Annotated in this window: 22 protein-coding genes; 9 read left to right on the forward strand and 13 right to left on the reverse strand. The window is 65.5% G+C overall.

Annotation, left to right across the window (positions count from 1 at the left end):
* Window positions 1-464: 464 nt before the first annotated feature.
* Window positions 465-1,442: a calcium-binding protein gene (locus tag LH400_RS07580; RefSeq protein WP_229152070.1), complete on the reverse strand. Its 978-nt coding sequence runs from the start codon at window positions 1,440-1,442 to the stop codon at window positions 465-467.
* Window positions 1,443-1,986: 544 nt separating this feature from the next.
* Here LH400_RS07580 and LH400_RS07585 point away from each other — a divergent pair.
* From LH400_RS07585 to rpsU, 3 genes are all read left to right on the forward strand, one after another.
* Window positions 1,987-2,979 (forward strand): diguanylate cyclase, encoded by a 993-nt coding sequence (locus LH400_RS07585; RefSeq protein WP_229152071.1) that lies wholly within the window; start codon window positions 1,987-1,989, stop codon window positions 2,977-2,979.
* Between the two features lie 238 nt (window positions 2,980-3,217).
* On the forward strand, window positions 3,218-3,457 hold the full coding sequence (locus LH400_RS07590; protein ID WP_229152072.1) for a hypothetical protein: 240 nt from the start codon (window positions 3,218-3,220) through the stop codon (window positions 3,455-3,457).
* A 94-nt stretch (window positions 3,458-3,551) separates the two neighbouring features.
* The gene (rpsU, locus tag LH400_RS07595) at window positions 3,552-3,794 is read left to right on the forward strand and encodes a 30S ribosomal protein S21 (protein ID WP_229152073.1); all 243 of its coding nucleotides are present in this window, start codon (window positions 3,552-3,554) and stop codon (window positions 3,792-3,794) included.
* Window positions 3,795-3,993: 199 nt separating this feature from the next.
* Here the strand turns inward: rpsU and LH400_RS25980 are convergent, their stop codons facing one another.
* Window positions 3,994-4,122, reverse strand: a complete 129-nt coding sequence (locus LH400_RS25980) for a hypothetical protein (RefSeq protein WP_255616878.1) — start codon at window positions 4,120-4,122, stop codon at window positions 3,994-3,996.
* A 550-nt stretch (window positions 4,123-4,672) separates the two neighbouring features.
* Here LH400_RS25980 and LH400_RS07600 point away from each other — a divergent pair.
* Window positions 4,673-5,155: a MarR family winged helix-turn-helix transcriptional regulator gene (locus LH400_RS07600; RefSeq protein WP_229152074.1), complete on the forward strand. Its 483-nt coding sequence runs from the start codon at window positions 4,673-4,675 to the stop codon at window positions 5,153-5,155.
* Between the two features lie 42 nt (window positions 5,156-5,197).
* Here LH400_RS07600 and LH400_RS07605 read toward each other — a convergent pair whose 3' ends face one another.
* The 10 genes from LH400_RS07605 to LH400_RS07650 form a co-directional block, all read right to left on the reverse strand.
* Window positions 5,198-6,193, reverse strand: a complete 996-nt coding sequence (locus tag LH400_RS07605) for a ribonuclease Z (protein ID WP_229152075.1) — start codon at window positions 6,191-6,193, stop codon at window positions 5,198-5,200.
* Between the two features lie 244 nt (window positions 6,194-6,437).
* On the reverse strand, window positions 6,438-7,289 hold the full coding sequence (locus LH400_RS07610) for a polysaccharide deacetylase family protein (protein WP_229152076.1): 852 nt from the start codon (window positions 7,287-7,289) through the stop codon (window positions 6,438-6,440).
* A gap of 229 nt (window positions 7,290-7,518) precedes the next feature.
* On the reverse strand, window positions 7,519-7,770 hold the full coding sequence (locus LH400_RS07615; RefSeq protein ID WP_229152077.1) for a formate dehydrogenase subunit delta: 252 nt from the start codon (window positions 7,768-7,770) through the stop codon (window positions 7,519-7,521).
* Window positions 7,760-8,653, reverse strand: a complete 894-nt coding sequence (gene fdhD / locus LH400_RS07620) for a formate dehydrogenase accessory sulfurtransferase FdhD (protein ID WP_229152078.1) — start codon at window positions 8,651-8,653, stop codon at window positions 7,760-7,762. The genes LH400_RS07615 and fdhD overlap by 11 nt, the downstream gene beginning before the upstream one ends.
* Before the next feature lie 281 nt (window positions 8,654-8,934).
* Window positions 8,935-11,796: a formate dehydrogenase subunit alpha gene (gene fdhF / locus LH400_RS07625; RefSeq protein WP_229152079.1), complete on the reverse strand. Its 2,862-nt coding sequence runs from the start codon at window positions 11,794-11,796 to the stop codon at window positions 8,935-8,937.
* Window positions 11,797-11,877: 81 nt separating this feature from the next.
* A complete protein-coding gene (locus LH400_RS07630; RefSeq protein ID WP_229152080.1) occupies window positions 11,878-12,141 on the reverse strand; it encodes a CopG family antitoxin in 264 nt (87 codons plus the stop codon).
* Window positions 12,122-12,421, reverse strand: a complete 300-nt coding sequence (locus tag LH400_RS07635; RefSeq protein ID WP_229152081.1) for a BrnT family toxin — start codon at window positions 12,419-12,421, stop codon at window positions 12,122-12,124. Before LH400_RS07635 ends, LH400_RS07630 begins: the two co-directional genes overlap by 20 nt.
* Window positions 12,422-12,439: 18 nt before the next feature.
* Window positions 12,440-13,993: a formate dehydrogenase beta subunit gene (locus tag LH400_RS07640; RefSeq protein ID WP_229152082.1), complete on the reverse strand. Its 1,554-nt coding sequence runs from the start codon at window positions 13,991-13,993 to the stop codon at window positions 12,440-12,442.
* The gene (locus tag LH400_RS07645) at window positions 13,990-14,469 is read right to left on the reverse strand and encodes a formate dehydrogenase subunit gamma (protein WP_370638351.1); all 480 of its coding nucleotides are present in this window, start codon (window positions 14,467-14,469) and stop codon (window positions 13,990-13,992) included. Before LH400_RS07645 ends, LH400_RS07640 begins: the two co-directional genes overlap by 4 nt.
* 96 nt (window positions 14,470-14,565) lie before the next feature.
* Window positions 14,566-15,459: a LysR family transcriptional regulator gene (locus tag LH400_RS07650; protein WP_229152084.1), complete on the reverse strand. Its 894-nt coding sequence runs from the start codon at window positions 15,457-15,459 to the stop codon at window positions 14,566-14,568.
* Between the two features lie 268 nt (window positions 15,460-15,727).
* Here LH400_RS07650 and queF point away from each other — a divergent pair, with 268 nt between their 5' ends.
* The 5 genes from queF (at window position 15,728) to LH400_RS07675 (ending at window position 19,812) form a co-directional block, all read left to right on the forward strand.
* Window positions 15,728-16,186 carry a preQ(1) synthase gene (queF, locus tag LH400_RS07655; protein WP_229152085.1) on the forward strand — a complete coding sequence of 153 codons (459 nt, stop codon included), beginning with the start codon at window positions 15,728-15,730 and terminating at the stop codon, window positions 16,184-16,186.
* Between the two features lie 62 nt (window positions 16,187-16,248).
* Complete coding sequence (locus LH400_RS07660; protein ID WP_229152086.1) at window positions 16,249-17,211, forward strand: class I SAM-dependent methyltransferase; 963 nt, start codon at window positions 16,249-16,251, stop codon at window positions 17,209-17,211.
* Window positions 17,212-17,473: 262 nt separating this feature from the next.
* Window positions 17,474-18,580: a 3,4-dihydroxy-2-butanone-4-phosphate synthase gene (gene ribB, locus LH400_RS07665; RefSeq protein WP_229152087.1), complete on the forward strand. Its 1,107-nt coding sequence runs from the start codon at window positions 17,474-17,476 to the stop codon at window positions 18,578-18,580.
* A gap of 442 nt (window positions 18,581-19,022) precedes the next feature.
* The gene (locus LH400_RS07670; protein WP_229152088.1) at window positions 19,023-19,322 is read left to right on the forward strand and encodes a hypothetical protein; all 300 of its coding nucleotides are present in this window, start codon (window positions 19,023-19,025) and stop codon (window positions 19,320-19,322) included.
* Window positions 19,323-19,398: 76 nt separating this feature from the next.
* Window positions 19,399-19,812, forward strand: a complete 414-nt coding sequence (locus LH400_RS07675) for a hypothetical protein (RefSeq protein WP_229152089.1) — start codon at window positions 19,399-19,401, stop codon at window positions 19,810-19,812.
* Here LH400_RS07675 and LH400_RS07680 read toward each other — a convergent pair.
* Window positions 19,793-20,452 (reverse strand): hypothetical protein, encoded by a 660-nt coding sequence (locus LH400_RS07680; RefSeq protein WP_229152090.1) that lies wholly within the window; start codon window positions 20,450-20,452, stop codon window positions 19,793-19,795. The two genes, LH400_RS07675 and LH400_RS07680, sit on opposite strands and share 20 nt — an antisense overlap.
* Window positions 20,453-20,630 lie beyond the last annotated feature (178 nt).

The raw sequence follows: 20,630 nt of genomic DNA on the forward strand, positions 1-20,630 counted from the left end.
AAAAGTGTTACCCATGTCTCCGGTACGAAGTGTCACCTATGTCTCAGGTCGGGCACCCATTCTGTCCAGAGCTAGCGGTAGCGGGTCTTAGCACTCGTTCGGCGGCGCATTTGTCTGACGGATCAGTGGCGCGCATCGTCAGGATGTCGCGATGGAGCGAGCGCCCGGACATGTCCGTCGAAGCCAAGCACCGGTCCCGGAGACCGGATGATCGAGGCAAAGGACTGTGCGCACAGGCCCAACAGACTGAAGAGACGGGAGAGCCCATTCGGGCTGGCGAAGAGCAAGCGGTCGTTCGCGAGGAGGGCATTGTGGCCGGCGCATTGAGCTGAGGCAGCCCGAAATGTCTGATGACGGGTCCGCAGCTTTCAGCTCTGAAGGCGGAATCGATGCGACCGACCTCGCTCTGATGCGCCGGATGCCGACCACTCGGCCGGCATCCGGCACTCGCCACAAGGGGCGAACTACACGTAGATGTCGCCCCCGCTCAGATAGGCGTCGGCATAGACCCGCACCACTTCGCCGTTGAAGTGCACGTCGGTCACCGCATAGGTCGAATCGGACAGGTCGGTGCGGTAGTCGAACGCGACATCCGAAGTGGTGAGGTCGCCATAGCCGTCGCCATTGCGGTCGTAATAGCTGAGATCGATCAGATCCTCTCCGGACTCGAAGCCGAAGACGCTGTCGGCACCATAGTAGGAATGATTGTAGTCGAAGGCGAAGACGTCGACGTCGTTGCTGCCATAGGCATCGGAGTTGACGATGACGTCGATCCCGGTTCCGCCCCAGATCGTGTTCGTGCCGCCATGGGCCTCGATCGTGTCGTTGCCGGAGCCGCCATAGATGGTCCCTCCGCCATAGCTGATGATCCGGTCGTTGCCGCTGCCGCCGCCCAGGAGGTTGTAGCCGCCGCTATCGAAGAGCAGATCGTCGCCGCTGCCGCCGAAGACGGTGTCATTCCCGCTCGTTGTGCCGATGTCGTCGGCACCGCCGCCGCCGAAGATCTGGTCGTCGCCCCAGTTGCCGCTCGCCTCGGTGGAGACGTCGCCGGCATTCGAGCCCGGCACGCCACCGTAGAGCGTGTCGTTGCCGGACCCGCCGCCGATCACGTCCTTGCCGGCGCCCCCGAAGACGACGTCGTTCCCGCCGCCCGCATAGATGTCGTCGTAGCCGGAGAGCGAGTAGTCGGCACTGCTGTCGCCCCAGATCACGTCGTTGCCGAAGTCGGAGGAGCCGCCAAAGATGATGTCGTCGCCGCTGCCGCCCTCGACGGAGTCGTCGAAATCGCCGGCGAAGACCGTGTCGGACCCTGCCCCGCCGAAGAGCTGGTCATAGGAGGCATAACCGACAATGTAGTCGTCGCCGCCATAGCCGGCGATGTAATCCTGGCCATCGGTGCCGTAGAAATCCTCGGGGGCATCGGTGCCGTAAAGTGTCGTCATTGGTCTCTCCAATTTCGGGTGCCAGGGGTAACCGTCCACAGCCTGGCAGGTTCACGCTGAATGTCACCTGAACCGCTTTGTTTCCGACGGCACAGTTTCTGAATGCAGAAGGCGCGCGCAGCCCGGTCGCAACGCCGGTTCATCTCCGCTCGCAGGGATCATACCGGGCCGGATCGTCCGCTTCACCTCCCCATCGGACCGAAGGTCTGGCAGCTGCTTCCTCGCACTTTGGCGGCCGGTCCGTGTCACCGTTCGGCATTCCGAACATCGAGGGTGAAAGCGGCTTCCGTCCGCCTGACAACGCCGGACTAAACTCGCAGATATTCGCCAAGTAGTGGTATAACTTTTGACACACGGCGCCTAAAATTGGGGCCGATAAGTTAATTGGTAATTATTCCTACACGCCTTACGAAATAGGCTCCAATGTTCGTTTGGGCCGTCAGTTCGTTGCCTGACGCATTCGGGATGCACCTCCATGCCGCACGCTCGTTCAAGCCGAAAGTCGGAAGGATCCCCACTCGACGGGCAATCGTTTGCCGTCCGGATGATGGAGCATCTGGTCGTTCCGACCTTCGTCCTTGGCGGGGATGGCCGGGTGCTCGTGTGGAACCGGGCCTGCGAGCGCCTGACGGGCCTTGCCGCGTCGCAGGTCATCGGGACGAAGGAGCATTGGCGCGGGTTCTATACGGCACCGCGCCCTTGCCTGGCCGATCTCATATTGCAGGGACGCCTGGTCGAGGCAGCGGAACTCTACGCCGAAATCGTTCCCTCTCCGCACGGGATCGCCCAGCTGTCGGCGGAGAACTGGTGCCAGATGCCTCGGGAAACAGCCCGCCGGTATCTGGCGATCGATGCCGGCCCCATCGTGTCGGACGAAGGCAAGATGATCGGCGTCGTGGAGACCCTGCGCGACATTACCGAACAGAAGAAGGCGCAGCTTGCCCTGGCGGCACTCGCCACACAGGATGGCCTCACCGGCATCGCCAACCGCCGCGCCTTCGATGCCGCTCTCGATGCGGCCTGGCAGGACCGCAACCGCATCCGGCAGCCCCTGTCGATCCTCCTGATCGATATCGACCATTTCAAGCTGTACAATGACGTGCTGGGACATCAGGCTGGGGATGAATGCCTTCGCCGACTGGCCCGTTTATTCGTCCACGAGATGCCCAAGCCGGACGATCTCGTCGCCCGCTACGGCGGGGAAGAGTTCGCGCTGGTCCTTCCGCGAACCTCCGTCAGGCAGGCGGCCGAGTTGGCAAGGCGGATGGTGGCTGCGGTTGCGGCCATCCGGCACCGGCATCCGGCTCTGCCGGACGGAGGTTTTCTGAGCGTCACCGTCGGCGGCGCGACCTGTACGCGCTCCTGCGCGGAGGCGGACCATCTGGTCGCCGAAGCCGATGCAGCGCTTTACCGGGCCAAGCGCGCCGGCCGAAACCGCACGGAAGTCGTCGAGTGCGGCGCATATGAGCGGCGAAACGACGGCCGCTGCCGTCGGCAATCGGCGCCGATGCCGGATTGGCGCGGCGCACCGGCTTGAGGCCAGCGGCGCGGGGCCAGGCCGAATCGCCTCCGGTCGGACTTGAGGAAATTCGCCGAGAGCGCTCGACCGCCCTTCTGGGATCCGTCGCAAACCGGAAAAGCGCGCAGAATATCACGTTTTCCTGCGCTTACGGGCCAGGCAGAAGAGGGGAAATTTGCCTTTCGGGTCGTTCTCACCATATGTAGAACACCGGAGCGCCCAGCGTACCGGATATCCCCAATTGGAGACCGGTGTGATGGACAGGTCCGAAGTGGCGCGCAAACGCGCCGATGCGCTGATGCCTGCGCCGCCGGCGCGAGCCGAGAAGGGCTCGGCGGGCGGCATTATCGCGGCAGAAGCCAAGGCGACGCAGGAGAAGACCGCTAGGCTGAGGAAGCTGCGGCTCGAGCGCGAAGCTGCCACCCCGCCGGTCGAGGCCAAGCCCAAGCGGGCGGCGCCGAAGACCACGCGGTCTCGCAAGAAGGCTGCCGGCTGAGCGACTTTCACGAGTTGCCGGTTGCAGTGCCGCCCCGGCTTCGGGGGCGGACGCGGCTTTCTTCGTATTCACACCGGAAGAAGAGGGAGTCGCTTTGAAAGTCGACGTCAGAGACAACAATGTGGACCAGGCTCTGAGAGCCCTGAAGAAGAAGCTGCAGCGCGAGGGCGTGTTCCGCGAGATGAAGGCGCGTCGCGCCTATGAGAAGCCCTCCGAGCGCCGCGCCCGGGAAAAGCAGCAGGCAATCCGCCGCTCGCGCAAGCTCGCCCGCAAGCAGGCGCAGCGCGAGGGACTGATCCCCGGCCCGAAGCGCCGCGCGACCCCCACAGGACGCTGATCCTAGCGCCGATCCAAGACGAAAAGCCGTTTTCCGTCTTCGCCCGTCAGCGGACGCGCATTCGCGCGTACCGATGACGGGTTTTCGGGTTTGGGCCTCGGGAACGGGCCGTGTAGAGCGTTCCCGCCCACGCTCTGGCCTCGCCCGAGAGCACAGGGCTTCCGCAACAACGGAAGCTTAATTTCCTTTAGCTCCCCACCTAACTCAGCACGGCAAAGACCAGACCGAACACCACGACGAAGGCCAGAATGAAGGCGATGAGCCGGGCAAATCCCTTGCCCTCGCCGGCCTCGAACCATTCGTGCCAGAGCCTGTCGATCGCTCCCATATCCATCTCCTTCCAAACCGATGATGTGGACAACGCGCCGTGTCCCGCAAGACCATGGGACGAAACGCAGAATCGGCGCAAGCAGCCATTGCCGCCCCTGCCCCGGCGCCGTGTTTAGCGGCAATTACCACTGATTGCATCCGGGCATTTTGCCAGGTTGCAAAAAGGCCCACGTCGGGCTGGCTGACGGCCCCGCGGGTCCGTCGCTTCGCTCAGGGGATGCGGGTGCGGCAATAGATAGGTGTGACCGAGACGGACTGCGCCACGGCTAAAGACTTCCCGCAAATAGGCCTATGTTAAGGACACCCTGCATCAGCGGGGCTAGGTTCGAAAGCAATGGATCGGGCGCTTCCCATCCAAGGGTCTTCGGAGCGGCGCAACTGCTGCGCGATCTGCCCTCGCCGATTTCGGGCTGGGCATCCTGGGTCCTTCTGTGAGCGCATCATGACGTGGCGGGTCCGATCCGCTCTACGCCGGGCGTTCCGTGCCCTGCGATTCCTCATGCCTCGGGGTGGTTCCCCATCCTGACATCAGAGCAAGGAGATGCAGCATGAACAGCATGACCCACGCACCCATGATGGAAGCTGGTTCCGCCGACGGTGCGATGAGCCTCGTCCCGTCTCTCCTGTGCATTTCCAAGACGACCCGCGCCTTTAACGCGCTCACCCTGGCCGAGATCGGGCTCCATCCGGGCCAGGACAGGCTGCTCGACCAGCTCGAGGTGGACCACCCGGTCTCCGTGTCCGGCCTGGCGGATGCGCTCGGCGTGCGACCCTCGACGGTGTCCAAGATGCTCGACCGCCTCGTGGAAAGGGGTCTCGTCGAACGCGTGCCGAGCCGGTCCGACGCTCGCCAGACAATGGTTCGTCTGCTTCCGGAGGGACTCAAGGCTCAGGAGGCCGTCCGCAATATCTGGAAACGGATGGAGGATTATCTGGTCGGCGCGATCTCCGACGACGAACTCGCGGCAATCAGCGCCGCCCTGCAACGAACCGACAGCGTCCTCACGACGCGGCTGCGCCGGCTGCGCTGATCCTTTCGCGCCACAGGTCCGCGCCCCGGGGATCGCGGCCTCCTACCGCGCCTCCGCCAGGAAGGCCGCCTGCGCTTCCTCGTCGAGGCTTTCCGGCCGGTCGAGATAGCGGGTCGAGTGGTGCAGCGTCGTCAGACGCTTCACCCTGGCGCGCGCGGCGAGCTCGCCCGCCTGGCGCGCCGTCAGGTGGTGGCGCGCCCTCGCCTCGTCCGCATCCTCGTCGAGGAAGGCGGCTTCGATGTAAAGATGATCCGCCGCCGCGGCGAGCGCGACGATCCGGTCGATATTCTCAGGCGTGAAGGCCGTGTCGACGACATAGGCGATGCGTTGGCCGGGGCCGACATGCAGCGCGCCTTCCCTCAGGCGGCCGAGCGGAACCGTCTCGCCGCTTGCAACCGCGATCGGATAGTCGTCGGATGCGCCGGAGCGTACCGCAGTCTTCGCCGCGTCAAGCCATGGCCCGACCTCGAGTCCGAGATCCTTCAGCCCTTCCGTCCAGACATTGACCCGCAAGCGCTCCTGAAGGGCGAAGGCGAGACAGGGCGTCGCATGGTCGAGCGTCACGGCCTCGACGGACAGGTCCACCTCGTCGAGGACGCAGCCGGGCGCCAGCGCCTCCGACTCGATCGGCCGCCGCCGGAAGACATCGCGGGCGGCGAACTCGCTCCAGTCGGACAGGCGCCCGTCGCGAAACTCTGCCGCGCGGATTCGATAGTCCTGGAAATCCGGGCCGAGGAGGTTCCAGGTGTAGGCGGACAGCTTGGCCTCGATGCCGTCCACGAGGCCGGGCGGCCCGATCACCGTCAGCATTCCCGCCCGGTAGAGATGCAGGCGGAGCAGCCTGTCGAAGCCGATGAAGTGATCGATGTGCCGGTGCGAAACGAAGGCATGGCCGACGCGCAGCAGCTCGCGCCGCGACATCGGAGCGAGATCGCCCATGTCGAACAGGAAGGCACGGCGGCCGAACTGGAAGTCGACGAACAGGCCGGGATCCGAAAAGGGCTCGTTGACGAGCCGGGTCTGGACGAGTGCGCTCATGTCGCGGCGATCCGCCGGGTTCGGCCGACCGTTCCGGCGGGCCGGCAGGGTGTGGAGGGACATTCCTCTGTCCGATGTCCAGTCCATTTGGGTGCCGTCCCGGCAGCGTCCAGTGCCGCTTCCCACTTCCCCTCGAACCGGCGGCGCGTCTTGACGCGACGCCACCCGGAACCGCCGGGAAGGTGAGGCCGGGAAAACCCGCCGCGACTTTCGTCGGCGCGCGGGCCTGTCCGATCCACTGGAATTACTCGGCCGATGCGACCAGCGGCGCCGATCGATCGGCCGGCGACAGGCGCACGACGGTGTAGCCGCGTGACTTCAGATCGGCGAGGAACTGCGGAAGCATCGCCGCCGTGCGCGTCTGGATGTCGTGCATCAGGATGATGCCGCGGCCGTGCTTTTCGACCGCATCCAATGCGCGGCTGCGGACCGATTCCGCCGACGACCGGAAATAGTCCTTGGAATCGATGTCGACGTCGATCGTGGTGATGCCTTCGCTCGCGAGCCGCTTTCGCAGGCTCTGCGTGTCCGCCAGATAGGGAAAGCGGAAGAATGGCGCCGGGCGGCGCCCGATCGGGGCGAGGGCTTCGGCGACGCTTGCCTGCCCTTTCCGGATTTCGGCCATCGCCGCATCCGGGCTCATCGTCCTCAGATTGGCATGGCGGTAGGTGTGGGTGCCGATCGTATGCCCGTGTTGCGCCACCTCGCGGACGAGGTCCGGATGATAGTGAGCCATCTCGCCGACCATCAGGAAGGTCGCCCCGACCCCATAGTCGTCGAGCGTCTCAAGGATCTTCGACGTCTTTCCCGGCATCGGCCCGTCGTCGAAGGTCAGCACCACTTCCTTCGGCCGAAGCGCGATATCCGAGATCCTGGCAACGGCGATCGTGCGGCCGTTCAGCGCCGAATGCGAGACCGGCCTGAACGACTGGTAGAGCGGGAACGCGTCGGCGCCCCGCGCCTCTCCGGCAAAACCGAGGGCTGCCACCTTCCCGGCCGGGTCCTGCGGCCTGGCAAGGCTCGCCGCCTGGTTGGAGGCGCAGCCCGCGAGGAGGCTGGACGCGGCGGCGGCCATGACGAATTGGGCAAGGCGCATGGTGTGGGACCCGAACCGGTTGCTGACCTTCCGGTTCATAAACGGTCAAGGTTAACGCGCTGTTGAGCCCGGCGCCGCCCGCAGCCTCCGCGCGAAGACTCAGCCCTGAAGCGCTCTTATGAGTGGACCGACCGTCCCGATAGCCATTGATGCCATGGTCGCGGATGAGGCAGTCGTGACGCCGATGATCCCATCCGACAGCCCGTTGATGTGAAGGCTCGGAGCCCCCTCACCCCTGCTTCGACGCGCGCTGTTCCAGCGGGGTTTCCGGGCGCCTGATCGACGGCATGGCCTCCAGAACCAGCGGATGAAGGTCCTCGGTCTTGCCGGAATCGACGCGCTCGAAGAGCTGCGTGCGCATGCGCGGCTCCCAGAACATGTTGATATGGTCGGCGACGCCGTCCGATCGCGCGCCCTCGGGCGCCGATTCGAAGAAGGTCGCGATCTGGTTCGCCATATAGGCCAGCTTGTCACGTTCCATGGCGTACGCCCTCCCCGGCATGGTGGTCCGCTGGGCTTCCCCCGCCGGCGGCACTCAGCGCGCCGGCGATCCGCTGCGGATGGGTAAATATCTCGAACTCGTCGCCGCGCACGACGGCGACGAGGGTGATGTTGGTGCTTTCGGCCTCTTGGATTGCAAGCGCGGTCGGCGCGGAGACCGCTGCAATCAGCGGACAGCCCATGACTGCGGCCTTCTGGATCAGTTCGACTGATACGCGGCTGGTGATCGTCAGGAAGCCGGACGCCGGGTCGACGCCGCGCTCTGCCAGATGGCCGAACACCTTGTCCAGCGCATTGTGTCGGCCGACATCCTCGCGGGTGACGACCAGCCCCTGGCTTGGGCGATGAAAGGCCGCCGCATGCACCGCGCGCGTCTGGCGGCTGAGCTCCTGCTCCACCGCCATCGCCCGGATGGCTGCCGTAAGCTCTGTCGGCGTCAGGAGGAGCGTTTCGCCTGCCACGGCCGGTAAATTGCGACCCGCAAGTTCCAGAGACTCTACGCCGCAAAGGCCGCAGCCGACGGGGCCGGTCATCTGCCGGCGCCGCGCTGTGTAGGTCGACGCTTTCGCCTCGACGAGCCACAGCCGGCAGTCGATGCCGAGGCTGGTTTGCTCGATCTCGATCCGTTCGATCTCGGACGGGTCCGAGACGATCCGCTCGGTGAGGGCAAGCCCGCGGCCGAGGTCGGAAATATCGCTCGGGGTCGCCATCATCACGGCATGGGTCGAACCGTTGATCGAGATCGCGACGGCGACCTCTTCCGGCACGTTGCGGGTGCCGGACTGGAAGACGCCGCCGCGATAGGCGATCGTGGCGGCGCCGGCGGCGGGGACGTCGCTTGTCGGTTTGCGTTCGGTCGTCATTGCGGAAAGAGCTTCGAAGCCGGCCTGTGGTCGTAGGCGTCCGTGGCGGCGAACGCCGGCACTCCTTCGTGCCTCCCTCTGCCTGCCGGCATCTCCCCCCCATGGGGAGAAATCGAAATGACGCAACTGTACCCGCCCCTCGCGGACGTTGGATCGAGCGCATGTCCGGGCAACGCTGTTCGCGACGCACGAACAGGCGATCTCCCCCCTTGGGGGGGAGAAGCCCGGCAGGGCAGAGGGGGGTGATCCGTCACGACGCGGTCGACGTGGCTGTCCTCCCCCTACTCCGCCGGTTCCACCGGGGCGATGCGGCGGCTGTCCATGGTCAGGTCGCGATAGTCCTCCTGCCACTCGGTCGGGCCGTTGGAGGGCGAGATCTGCACGGCCGTGACCTTGTATTCCGGGCAGTTGGTCGCCCAGTCCGAGAAGTCGGTGGTGATGACGTTGGCCTGGGTCATCGGATGGTGGAACGTCGTGTAGACGACGCCGGGGGCCACGCGATCGGTGATCTTGGCGCGCAGCGCCGTCGATCCGGCGCGGCTGTCGAGCTTCACCCAGTCGCGGTCGCGAATGCCCCGCTGCTCGGCATCGTGAGGATGGATCTCCAGGACGTCCTCATCGTGCCAGGCGACGTTCTCGGTGCGCCGCGTCTGCGCGCCGACATTGTACTGCGACAGGATGCGGCCGGTCGTCAGCAGGAGCGGGAAGCGCGGGCCGACCTTCTCGTCCGTCGCGACATATTCGGTGTTGATGAACTTGCCCTTGCCGCGCATGAACTCGCCGACATGCATGACGGGCGTTCCTTCCGGATGCGCCTCGTTGCACGGCCACTGCACCGAGCCCTTCTCGTCCAGGAGATCGTAGGTAACGCCGGCGAAGGACGGCGTCGTCGCGGCGATTTCCGCCATGATCTCGGAAGGATGGGCGTAGTTCATGTCCATGCCGATCGCCCGGGCGAGCATCTGGGTGACCTCCCAGTCGGCATAGCCGTTCTTCGGGCTCATCACCTTGCGCACGCGGTTGATGCGCCGTTCGGCATTGGTGAAGGTGCCGTCCTTCTCCAGGAAGGACGAACCCGGCAGGAAAACGTTGGCGTAGTTCGCCGTCTCGTTCAGGAAGAGGTCGTGGACGATCAACAGTTCCAGCGCCTCGAGACCCGCCGAGACGTGCTTGGTGTCGGGATCGGACTGCAGGATGTCCTCGCCCTGGACGTAGAGGCCCTTGAACGTGCCCTCGACCGCGGCGTCGAACATGTTCGGGATCCGGAGGCCCGGCTCGTGGTCGATCTTGACGCCCCACAGCGCCTCGTAGGTCTCGCGCACGGCGTCGGTCGAGATGTGGCGATAGCCGGGCAGCTCGTGCGGGAAGGAGCCCATGTCGCAGGAGCCCTGCACGTTGTTCTGGCCGCGCAGCGGGTTCACGCCGACGCCCTTGCGGCCGATATTGCCGGTGACCATGGCAAGGTTTGCAATGGCGATGACCGAGGTCGATCCCTGGCTGTGCTCGGTGACGCCGAGGCCGTAATAGATCGCCCCGTTGCCGCCGGTGGCATAGAGCCGCGCGGCCTTGCGCACGAGATCGGCGGGAACGCCGGTAATGCTCTCGACCGCTTCCGGCGAATGGCGCTCCTCGGAGACATGCGCCGCCCAGTCCTGGAACTCGTCCCACTCGCAGCGCTCGCGAATGAAGGTCTCGTCCATCAGCCCTTCGGTAACGATGACATGGGCGAGCGCCGTCAGCATGGCGACGTTGGTGCCGGGCTTCAGCGGCAGGTGATAGTCGGCCTTGATATGCGGCGACTTCACGAGGTCGATCCGGCGCGGATCGATGACGATCAGCTTGGCGCCCTCCTCGCCCTGCTTGCCGCGCAGGCGCTTCTTCATGCGCGAGGCGAAGACGGGATGGCCGTCGGTTGGGTTGGCGCCAATGACCAGGATGACGTCGCTGTCCTCGACGGAATCAAAGTCCTGCGTGCCGGCCGAGGTGCCGAAGGTCGAGCGCAGGCCGTAGCCCGTCGGGGAGTGGCAGACGCGTGCGCAGGTGTCGATGTTGTTGTTGCCGAAGCCGGCGCGCACCAGCTTCTGGACGAGGTAGACTTCCTCGTTGGTGCAGCGCGAGGAGGAGATGCCGCCGACCGCGCCGCGGCCGTACTTCTCCTGAATGTCCTTGACCTTCGCCGCGGTGAAGGACAGCGCCTCCTCCCAGGAGACTTCCTTCCAGGGCTGCGAATAGTGGTCGCGGATCATCGGATTGAGAATGCGATCCTTGTGGGTCGCATATCCCAGCGCGAAGCGGCCCTTGACGCAGGAATGGCCGCGATTGGCCTTGCCGTCCTTGTAGGGCACCATGCGGACGAGTTCCTCGCCGCGCATCTCGGCCTTGAAGGAGCAGCCGACGCCGCAATAGGCGCAGGTCGTCACAACCGAATGCTCGGGCGTGCCGATCTCGATGACCGACTTCTCCTCCAGCGTCGCTGTCGGGCAGGCCTGGACGCAGGCGCCGCAGGAGACGCATTCGGACGACATGAAGTTGTCGAAGTTCGTGCCGGCCGAGATCATCGAGTCGAAGCCGCGGCCCTCGACGGTCAGCGCGAAGGTGCCCTGCACCTCGTTGCAGGCCCTGACGCAGCGCGAGCAGACGATGCATTTGGCCGGATCGAACTGGAAATAGGGGTTCGACTGGTCTTTCTCTTTGGCGAGGTGGTTCTCGCCGTCATAGCCGTAGCGCACGTCGCGCAGGCCGACGGCGCCCGCCATGTCCTGCAGCTCGCAGTCGCCGTTCGCCGCGCAGGTCAGGCAGTCGAGCGGATGGTCGGAGATGTAGAGCTCCATCACGCCCTTGCGGATGCGCTTCAGCCGCTCGTTCTGGGTGGTGACCTTCAGCCCCTCGGCAACGGGCGTCGTACAGGAAGCGGGGGTCCCGTTGCGGCCCTCGATCTCGACCACGCAGATCCGGCAGGAGCCGAACGCGTCCATCATGTCGGTGGCGCAGAGCTTGGGCACCTGGATGCCGGCCTCCATCGCGGCTCGCATCAGCGAGGTACCCTCCGGCACCGTCACCTCATGGCCGTCGATGGTGAGCGTGACGGTCTTCTCGGCCTTCGAGGCCGGGGTGCCGTAGTCGATTTCGCGAATGAGGCTCATGGGTTCCTCCCTGACGGGCATTCGGACTGAATGGCTTTGGCCGCTTGGCGACGGCGATTGCTTCTTTGGCAGGAGGCGCCGTCAGGCGTCTCCGAGATCTTTCCTGATGAGGTCCAGGATGTACTCGTCGATCGAGATATTGCGGCTGCGTGCGCGATCATCGATCCTGTAGAGCAGTTCGCTGGGCATCGAGATGCTGTAGGTGCTGTTGTCGCTGCGGCGGCTCATCTTCACCGGCTTGAATCCGGACAGATCATATTCCGAGAGATCGGCCTCATCGACGAAACGCTCCGCTTCCTCGTCGGTCGCAAATTGCGGCATCGGCTTAAGCGTCGTCCTGCTCATATGTCCGCACCTCCTTCGCATGCATGTACCGGGCGCTGATGGGCCGGGCCAGGAACCGGTCGCCACGTCGGCGAACCGTGAAGACCACGAATATAGATCGTCCCGCATCGTTCTGCCCGATCGCACGAAAGCGTGGCTCGTGCATCGAATGGGACGGGTCGTCGGCGATCAGCGGATCCGTCCTCAAGGCGTGTTCGATCTCGTTGATCGAGACGCCGTGCTTCCGGCATTTCTCGCGGTTACCAGCGTCCCACTCGATCTCGTCGAAGATCGCAGCCACTCGCCCATCCGTCGCCAGCTACTCCGCCGCTTCCTTCATCGGCTGGCCGTGAAAATCTTCCGGAAAGTGCCGGATCGCGCTCATCACCGGATAGGGGGTGAAGCCGCCCAGCGCGCAGAGCGAGCCGAACTTCATCGTGTTGCAGAGGTCCTCGACGAGGGCGATGTTCTCCGCCACGCGCTCCCCGTCGATGATCTTCTTCACCGTCTCGTAGCCGCGCACAGCGCCGACGCGGCAGGGCGTGCACTTGCCGCAGGACTCGATCGCACAGAACTCGAAGGCGAAGCGCGCCTGACCCATCATGTCGACCGTCTCGTCGAAGATGACGATGCCGGCATGGCCGATCAGCCCGTCCTTCGCCGCGAACGCCTCGTAGTCGAAGGGCGTGTCGAAAAGCGAGACCGGGAAATAGGCGCCGAGCGGTCCGCCGACCTGCACCGCGCGCACCGGGCGCCCGGTCGCCGTGCCGCCGCAGATCTCCTCGACGATCTCGCCGAGCGACAGCCCGAAGGCGGTCTCGAACAGGCCGCCATGCTTGACGTTGCCGCCGATCTGGATCGGGATCGTGCCGCGCGAGCGGCCCATGCCGAAATCCTTGTAGAAGGCCGCGCCCTTGGCGAGGATCTCCGGTGTCGAGGCGAGCGTGATGACGTTGTTGATCACCGTCGGCTTGCCGAACAGGCCCTTGTGGGCCGGCAGCGGCGGCTTGAACCGCACCTGGCCGCGCTTGCCCTCCAGGCTGTCGAGCAGCGAGGTTTCCTCGCCGCAGACATAGGCGCCCGCGCCGACGCGGATCTCCAAGTCGAAGGCCTTGCCCGAGTCGAGCACCGAGGACCCGAGGATCCCGGCTTCCTCGGCGCGGTGGATCGCCTTCTTCATCACCTCGATCGCGACCGGATATTCCGAGCGCAGATAGATGAAGCCCTTGGTCGCATCGGTCGCAAGGCCGGCGATCGCCATGCCCTCGATCAGGCAGAACGGATCGCCCTCCATGATCATGCGGTCGGCGAAGGTCCCGCTGTCGCCTTCGTCGGCATTGGCGACGATGTATTTGCGGTCCGCCTCGGTCTGAAGGACGGTGTTCCACTTGATGCCGGTCGGGAAGCCGGCGCCGCCGCGCCCGCGCAGGCCCGATTCGGTTACCTCTTTGACGGTCGCCTCGGAACCGAGTTCGATCGCCCGCCTCAGGCCATCGAGGCCGCCATGCGCCTTGTAGTCGTCGAGCGAGAGCGGATCGGTGATGCCACAACGCTTGAAGGTCAAGCGTGTCTGCTTTGCGAGAAACGGATGCTCCTCCGGCCGGCCGATGCGCTTGGCGTGCTCGCGGCCTTCGAGGAAGCCCGTATCGAGCAGCTCGGCCACCTCGCCGGGCTCGATCGGCCCGTAGGCGATGCGGCCCTCGATCGTCTCGACTTCGAGCATTGGCTCGAGCCAGGCCATGCCGCGCGAGCCGTTGCGCGTGATCGCGACGTCGAGGCCGCGCTCGTTGGCCAGCCGCTTCAACTCGTCGGCGATCTCGTTTGCGCCGCAGGCGACGGCGAAGGAATCCAGGGGAACGAAGACGCGTGTCACAGCCGGATCTCCTCGACCAGCGGCGCGATCTTGGCTTCGTTCATCCGGCCGATGATGCGCCGGTCGAGCATGGCGGAGGGGGCCGTGGCGCAAAGGCCGAGGCAGTAGACCGCCTCCAGCGTCACCTGGCCGTCGGCGGAGGTTTCCCCGAAGCCGATGCCGAGCGCGCGTTCGATCGCGTTCGCGACCTTGTCGCTGCCGGCGGCCTGGCAGGCCTCCGCCCGGCAGACCTTCAGGACATGCCGGCCCTGCGGCTCCCTGTGATAGTCATGGTAGAAGGACACGACGCCATAGACCTCGGCCCGCGACAGGTTGAGAGCCGCGGAGATCTGGCGGACCGCCTCGTCGCCGATATGGCCGTAGCGATCCTGAAACGCATTGAGGATCGGCAGGAGGGGGCCCTCCAGATCCTTCAACTCATCAATGATGCTGGCTGCTTCCTCGGCATCGAATGCCGTCCTGTAAGCCACCGTCACGCCTCCCGAAATGCCTTTTGAATGCTTCCAGAAAGCACACACCCTCAGGAGGAGAAAATCAAGGCGCGTTCGCCGTTTCGCAATAGAACATTTCTATCAAAGCTCCGTCAGAAGCCGGGCTTCTTCCCAGAAAGCGCCGACAACCGGAGGCCGCGGGTCGCGCCGGGCGGTGACGAGGCCGATGCGATAGCTGACGTCCGGCTCGGTGATCGGGATTGCCACCATGGGTTCGGCAAGGCCGAGGACCGCGGCCGAGCGAAACGGCATGATCGTCGCCGCGCCGGCCGCGCCGGCAGCGCGGGTCTGCGACAGGAGCGCGATCATCGAGTTCGACTCCATCACCGCGGTGAACCGTCGACCGCCGGCTCCCAGGTGCCGGTTGAGGATCTGGCGGTTCTGCATCGTCCCGCTGAGAAGGCAGAGCGGCACCGAAGCGACCTCCTCCCAGGTCACGCTCTCCTGATCGGAGAAGCGGCTGCCTCTGGTCGTCACCAGGCAGTAGCGCTCGGAATAGAGCGAATAGGCGTCGAGCCGGCGCAGGCGCTCGTCGTCGAGATAGGTGAGGGCCACATCGATCTCGAAATTCTCCACCCCCGCGATGATCTCGGCCGAGGTGTGCGAGGTGACCTCGAAGGTCACGTTCTCGTGACGGCTGCGGAACGGCGTCGTCAGCCGCGCCACGATGGCCAGCGCGGTGGGAATCGCGCCGATTCTGAGATGGCCGGAGAGGCCGCGGCGGACGGTATGGATCTCCTCGCGCATCGTCCTGACGTCATCGGTGATCCGCCGCGCCCAGGCAAGCACCCGCTCGCCCTCCTGCGTCATTCCCTGAAAGCGCGAGCCCCGGTTGACGAGGGTCGCGCCAAGCCGCTCCTCGAGTTGCCTGATGCCGGCGGACAAGGTCGGCTGGGTGATGCCGAGCCGCTCCGCGGCCCGGCCGAAATGCTTCTCGGCGGCGAGAACGATGAGATATTCGAGCTTGTCGAGCATCAGGTCCGCCCGTCCTTTCTGCCGCCGGCCATACCGGCCGCTCCGGTCATCGTCCGTATTGCCGCGAGATCGCGATGACCACACCCGCCGTTACCGGCGGGCTCTTCCATAACATCCGCTTGCAGCCTAGTGGTCCGCTTCCGACATTTTGTACCGTCTCGCGGGAAGCCCATTCGACCTATGCCGGCTGCGAGATGACCGCGGCGTGGCTTCGCCTGGCTTCGACCACGGCCGGACGCCCGTTTCCACACCGAAAGGACGAATGCCGATGTCCCCCGAGGGTCTCTCCCAACTCGGCCATGACAGCCGTCCGGCGGCCTCGCCGGACGAGGCCGAGCTCGAAACTGTTCCCTACACGCGCGCCGAGGGCCCGCCGGTCATCGTGCGCTTCACCTGCCCCGAATTCACCTCGCTCTGCCCGGTGACGGGCCAGCCGGACTTCGCCCATATCGTCATCGACTATGCGCCCGACGAGCGCCTCGTCGAGTCCAAGTCGCTGAAACTGTTCCTGACGAGCTTCCGCAACCACGGCGCCTTCCACGAGGACTGCACGGTCATGATCGCGCGCCGCGTCGTCCAAGCGACGAAGCCCCTCTGGCTGAGGATCGGCGGCTACTGGTATCCGCGCGGCGGCATTCCGATCGACGTCTTCTGGCAGACCGGCCCGGCCCCCGAAGGCGTCTTCCTGCCAGACCAGGGCGTGCCGCCCTATCGTGGCCGGGGGTAATCTCGACTGAAGGCCCCAGTCACGCCAACCTTCATGGACGAGCAGCCGAAAGGGAAGATCCGATGGTCGAGCCGAAGAACCAACCTTCGGACAGGGACGAAAGCCTCAGGGACCTCGACGCAGCGATCGCGAGCCGGGCCTGGGACGCAGAGCACGAGCCGGACTTCATGGCAGCTCTGCCGACCATGCTGACGCGGCAGGAGCTTCGCATGCTCGCCTTCCTGGCGCGCCATCTTCGCGGCAGCGGTCCGATTCTCGACCTCGGCTGCTTCGTCGGCGGCTCGACCCTGGCGCTGGCACACGGGGTCCTATCGTCGTCGAGGCCGGACCGCATGATCCACAGTTTCGACCTGTTCGAGCTGAACGAGGCGGTGAAGCACCGCTTTCTCTACTCCAAGGGCCTGCCGCTCTTTCCCGGCGAGGACGGGCTCGAGCTGTTCTCGATCCTGACCGCCTCGGCCGCCTCCATCGTCAGGCCGTACAAGGGCGATGTGCTGGAAACGCTGCCGGCCGGCCTTCAGGCGCTGTCGGATCCGCCAGCGCTGGTCTTCCTCGATCTCTGCAAGTCTCCCGGCCTCACCGACATGATCACTCGCACCGTCTTCCCGCGGCTGAAGCCGGGGGCGATCATCGTCCAGCAGGACTTCATCTACGAGTTCACGCCCTGGGCGACCTATCCGTTCTGGGTCCTGAAGGACCGGATCGACCTCCTCGGTCACTGCGACCATCACAGCGTCGTCTTCCGCGTCAGGGAGCCGATCCCGGCGGCGGACGCCGAGAGAGCCTGCCTCGGCTCGTCCGGTACGGCGCGCCTCATCCGCAGTCTGGAGGAGGTCGCGCAATGGCTTCCCTTCGCGACCCAGAGGAGGGTTCTCGCAGACGCCGCGCGGCTCCTCGAACGACATCCGCAGGCGCATGACGAATGGACGCTGATGACAGCGGCCAGGCGCGACCGGGGGCAACACGACCGGCTTGCGCCCTGGCGCGTGCTCATCGCCGGCGTCGGCGAGGACACGGGCCGGTAGAAGATCCCGACCGACCGACACAGGCGACGAAGGACGGACCGTTCGACAACAGGGCCCAGCCGGGGTATCGGCAGCATCGGACCACTTGGGGCGATCCCCCGATGCCCGGCCGCACGCAGGTGCCGCCTGCCGCCCCGTCCCACGCTGGAGAGAGGGCCCGTCGCGCATGCGCCTTGAAGGCGGGTTGCCTTGCCCGCATCTATGCGCCATTGGACGGCTCCCGCGCCCGAGGCCGACACGCGGGAGACGGACGGGAGATACCATGGAACTCGACACGATCGAGGACGCGATCGCCGCGATCGCAAACGGCGAACTGGTCGTGGTGGTGGACGACACCGACCGCGAGAACGAGGGCGACCTGATCATGGCCGCCGCCAAGGCGACGCCGGAGAAGATGGCCTTCATGATCCGCCATACGAGCGGCATCATCTGCGTGCCGATGACATCAGAGCGGGCCGACGCGCTGAACCTGCCGCCGATGGTCGCCAACAATCTCGACCCGATGCGCACCGCCTTCACGGTCTCGGTCGACTACAAGGTCGGCATGACCACCGGCATCGCGGCCGAGGAGCGGGCCAATACCGCGCGGGCGCTCGCCAACCACAACTGCTCGGCCGGCGACTTCCTGCGGCCGGGCCATATCTTCCCGCTGATCGCGCGCGACGGCGGGGTCCTCACGCGCTCCGGCCACACCGAGGCCGGCACCGACCTCGCAAAGCTCGCGGGACTGGAGCCCGCCGGCGTCCTCGCCGAGATCGTCAATGACGACGGGACGGTGAAGCGGCTGCCGGAGCTCATCCCCTTCGCCCGCGAGCACGGCCTCAAGATCATCTCGATCGAGGACCTGATCTCCTATCGCATCAGGCGCGAATCCTTCGTGACCTGCGTGCGCGAGGAGCCGCTGACGGTGGCGGGCCTTGCCGGGGTGATCCGCATCTACCAGACGCCCTTCGACCAGATGCAGCATGTCGTCGCGATCTTCGGCGACGTCGACGGCCGCGAGGACGTGCCGACCCGCATCCATCGCGAGCAGCCGGTCGTCGACCTCTTCGGCCGGGCGCGGGACAGCCGCACCTGGGTCGAGATTGCCGTCGAGACACTCAAGGAACACGGGCACGGCGTCCTCATGCTGCTGCGCACGCCGCAGGTCGACGACTTCGACGTCGACGCCGAGAACCACGCCGACGGCGAACGGCATCACAGCGCGCTCAAGCGGCAGAAGCGCTGGCGCGAGATCGGCGTCGGGGCGCAGATCCTCAGGGACCTCGAAATCCGCTCGATCCGGGTCATTGCCACCCATGAGCGCGCCTATGTCGGACTCACGGGCTTCGGCATCGAGGTGACCGGAACGATCCTCGTCGCCGACTGACGTCGGCATTCGGCATCTACCGATGAACAGAGGCGGGGACAGGGTGCCTGTGCGCATGCCCGTCCTGTCGCCGGCGCATGCCCGCCGACCGGCGAGCCGCCTCTTGCCTCCCACTTCCACCCGCAGCGGCGAGCGCCGGCGCGCCTGGTCGCGTGCGGCAGAGGCTACCGCCGCCCCGGATAGAGCCTTCCTTTACGACTGAAAACCCAAGCTTCCGCAGCGCAAGAAAAGACACGGGCGTTCAGGCAGACGATAGACTCGAAGATTCCGGCACAGATCCTGCCTTCATCGCCCCATTCCAGAACAGTCACTGTTTCATCTTGGCACAGATGCTATCGGCAGCCTTTGAATCGCTCCAGCGGCAGCATTAATCTGTTGATATTTGGTGAAGATCATTTCATCCTGCCCTTGCGCAACATCGAACACGGAGGCGTTTTTTCTCATGCGCAAAGTGCTGCTCACGCTGATCGCCCTCACCGGCGTCGTGTCTTTTTCGGCGACCGCCGATGCGAGATGGTACAAGAAGGATGTCGATGAACGGGGCAGCAAGTGCTACCTCGTCGAATACATCCCCTCGCTCTACAAATACAATACCCGGGGCAAGCTCGTCACCGGCGAAAGCACCACCTGGACCGGCGACATCGAAGACGGTGCCACGATCTACCATCGCCGCAACCCGTCGGTGTACATCACGACCAAGAAGCTGGTCGAGAAGGACCACTACACTCTGGTTCCCTGCTAAGCAGGCCAGGATTCGGCTGGGGGGGATCTTGGTATCTCCCCCACCCGCCTTGTTGAACGGTGGGGAGACCCCAGTCATGCTGATCGAGACCATGCTGCTCGCCTCGAGCCTTGCCATTCCATTCGGCGATAACCCCCCGGTCGAACGGTCCGCTCCGCAGAAGGACCCGCCGCGTTACGAAACCTCCTTCGAGTTTGCCGAGATCCCCGGTGGCTACGCCCTGAATGCCATCGTGGTCGACCTGACCGCCGACAGCCATACCAGCCGGCCGGTCGCCAAATGCAGGACGATCGACCTCGACTCCTTCCAGGAGGCCCTGTTCGGCACCCCGGTCCTGTGCAACGGCGTCAGCTATACGTTCGACGTGCGCAAGGGCGAGATCGTCGTGGACGCTGCCACGCCCAGGAGCCGGCCGACCATCGTCAAGCACCTCGCCCCCGGCCACGCCGTCGTCAACGGCATGACGCTGCTCATAGAAGCAAGTCGCTAGAAAGATCGAAGCTCTGGTAGCCGCCATTGTAAGGGCGGCGGTAGCGCACCTCGCCGTCGATGGTCTGCTTGGGCGCGATGCGATTGGCGGGCGGGTCCCGCCAGTCTGGCGCGCCCGGAGGAGAATTGGCCGGCCCGATGATCGGCCCGGCCATCAACGGCGCGTCCCAGATCGCCTGCGGATCGGTCGCCCCTGCGTCATGCCCGGAAGGCGCCAGCGACAGGGCGAGGTCCGGAAGGTCCGGCCGAGACATTCGATGCGGACCGATGCCGGCAAGGGCCGCGGAGGCCGGTATGGCGCCAGCGCCCGTCATATCGCCCGCAGCTGGCTCGGCGGATGAATGTTCCTCGCCATCCGGACGGTCTGCCTGCCCGTCGTCGCGGGGGGTTCCACCGTCCTGAGCAGTCACGCCACCGGGATCGACGAAGCCTTCATAGGACAGCGCCCCCAGGACGTAGGGCGGGACGTAATAGGCGGCATTGGTTCCGGTGATCGGCCGGACGGTCAGCACTGGCCCCTTCTCGCAGGCTTCGGCGGTCGGCCGGCCGCCCGGGCTCAGCGTCACATAGCACTTCGACGGCCCGCCGACACAGCCGTAGAACGCCGACAGGAGCGAGATCAGGGCCAGGCGGATACGCATCGGAGGTCTCCTCCCCCCGACCATCTCCTGACATAGTTAACGCGCGGTGAAGAGCGTCCCGCGCATGTCGCGGCAAACACAAGCCGAGTTCGCCTCCGGGTAGCGTGCTTCGCAGCCAGTGGATGACGCACAAAGGATCAGGCGGGGCGGTGGTGCGCATGGGACGAGGCCGTACTAC

It is taken from the genome of Jiella soli, from assembly GCF_020615385.1.
Taxonomy (GTDB): domain Bacteria; phylum Pseudomonadota; class Alphaproteobacteria; order Rhizobiales; family Rhizobiaceae; genus VKMB-3413.

Excerpts from the sequence above, each read along its gene's own strand:
- ribB (WP_229152087.1), top strand. The coding sequence starts at position 17,474 with ATGGAACTCGACACGATCGAGGACGCGATCGCCGCGATCGCAAACGGC.
- LH400_RS07630 (WP_229152080.1), bottom strand. The coding sequence starts at position 12,141 with ATGAGCAGGACGACGCTTAAGCCGATGCCGCAATTTGCGACCGACGAG.
- fdhD (WP_229152078.1), bottom strand. The coding sequence starts at position 8,653 with ATGACGACCGAACGCAAACCGACAAGCGACGTCCCCGCCGCCGGCGCC.
- LH400_RS07585 (WP_229152071.1), top strand. The coding sequence starts at position 1,987 with ATGATGGAGCATCTGGTCGTTCCGACCTTCGTCCTTGGCGGGGATGGC.
- LH400_RS07680 (WP_229152090.1), bottom strand. The coding sequence starts at position 20,452 with ATGCGTATCCGCCTGGCCCTGATCTCGCTCCTGTCGGCGTTCTACGGC.
- LH400_RS25980 (WP_255616878.1), bottom strand. The coding sequence starts at position 4,122 with ATGGGAGCGATCGACAGGCTCTGGCACGAATGGTTCGAGGCCGGCGAG.
- queF (WP_229152085.1), top strand. The coding sequence starts at position 15,728 with ATGTCCCCCGAGGGTCTCTCCCAACTCGGCCATGACAGCCGTCCGGCG.
- LH400_RS07610 (WP_229152076.1), bottom strand. The coding sequence starts at position 7,289 with ATGCGCCTTGCCCAATTCGTCATGGCCGCCGCCGCGTCCAGCCTCCTC.
- fdhF (WP_229152079.1), bottom strand. The coding sequence starts at position 11,796 with ATGAGCCTCATTCGCGAAATCGACTACGGCACCCCGGCCTCGAAGGCC.
- LH400_RS07650 (WP_229152084.1), bottom strand. The coding sequence starts at position 15,459 with ATGCTCGACAAGCTCGAATATCTCATCGTTCTCGCCGCCGAGAAGCAT.
- LH400_RS07615 (WP_229152077.1), bottom strand. The coding sequence starts at position 7,770 with ATGGAACGTGACAAGCTGGCCTATATGGCGAACCAGATCGCGACCTTC.
- LH400_RS07600 (WP_229152074.1), top strand. The coding sequence starts at position 4,673 with ATGAACAGCATGACCCACGCACCCATGATGGAAGCTGGTTCCGCCGAC.
- LH400_RS07660 (WP_229152086.1), top strand. The coding sequence starts at position 16,249 with ATGGTCGAGCCGAAGAACCAACCTTCGGACAGGGACGAAAGCCTCAGG.
- LH400_RS07670 (WP_229152088.1), top strand. The coding sequence starts at position 19,023 with ATGCGCAAAGTGCTGCTCACGCTGATCGCCCTCACCGGCGTCGTGTCT.
- LH400_RS07675 (WP_229152089.1), top strand. The coding sequence starts at position 19,399 with ATGCTGATCGAGACCATGCTGCTCGCCTCGAGCCTTGCCATTCCATTC.
- LH400_RS07590 (WP_229152072.1), top strand. The coding sequence starts at position 3,218 with ATGGACAGGTCCGAAGTGGCGCGCAAACGCGCCGATGCGCTGATGCCT.
- LH400_RS07605 (WP_229152075.1), bottom strand. The coding sequence starts at position 6,193 with ATGAGCGCACTCGTCCAGACCCGGCTCGTCAACGAGCCCTTTTCGGAT.
- LH400_RS07580 (WP_229152070.1), bottom strand. The coding sequence starts at position 1,442 with ATGACGACACTTTACGGCACCGATGCCCCCGAGGATTTCTACGGCACC.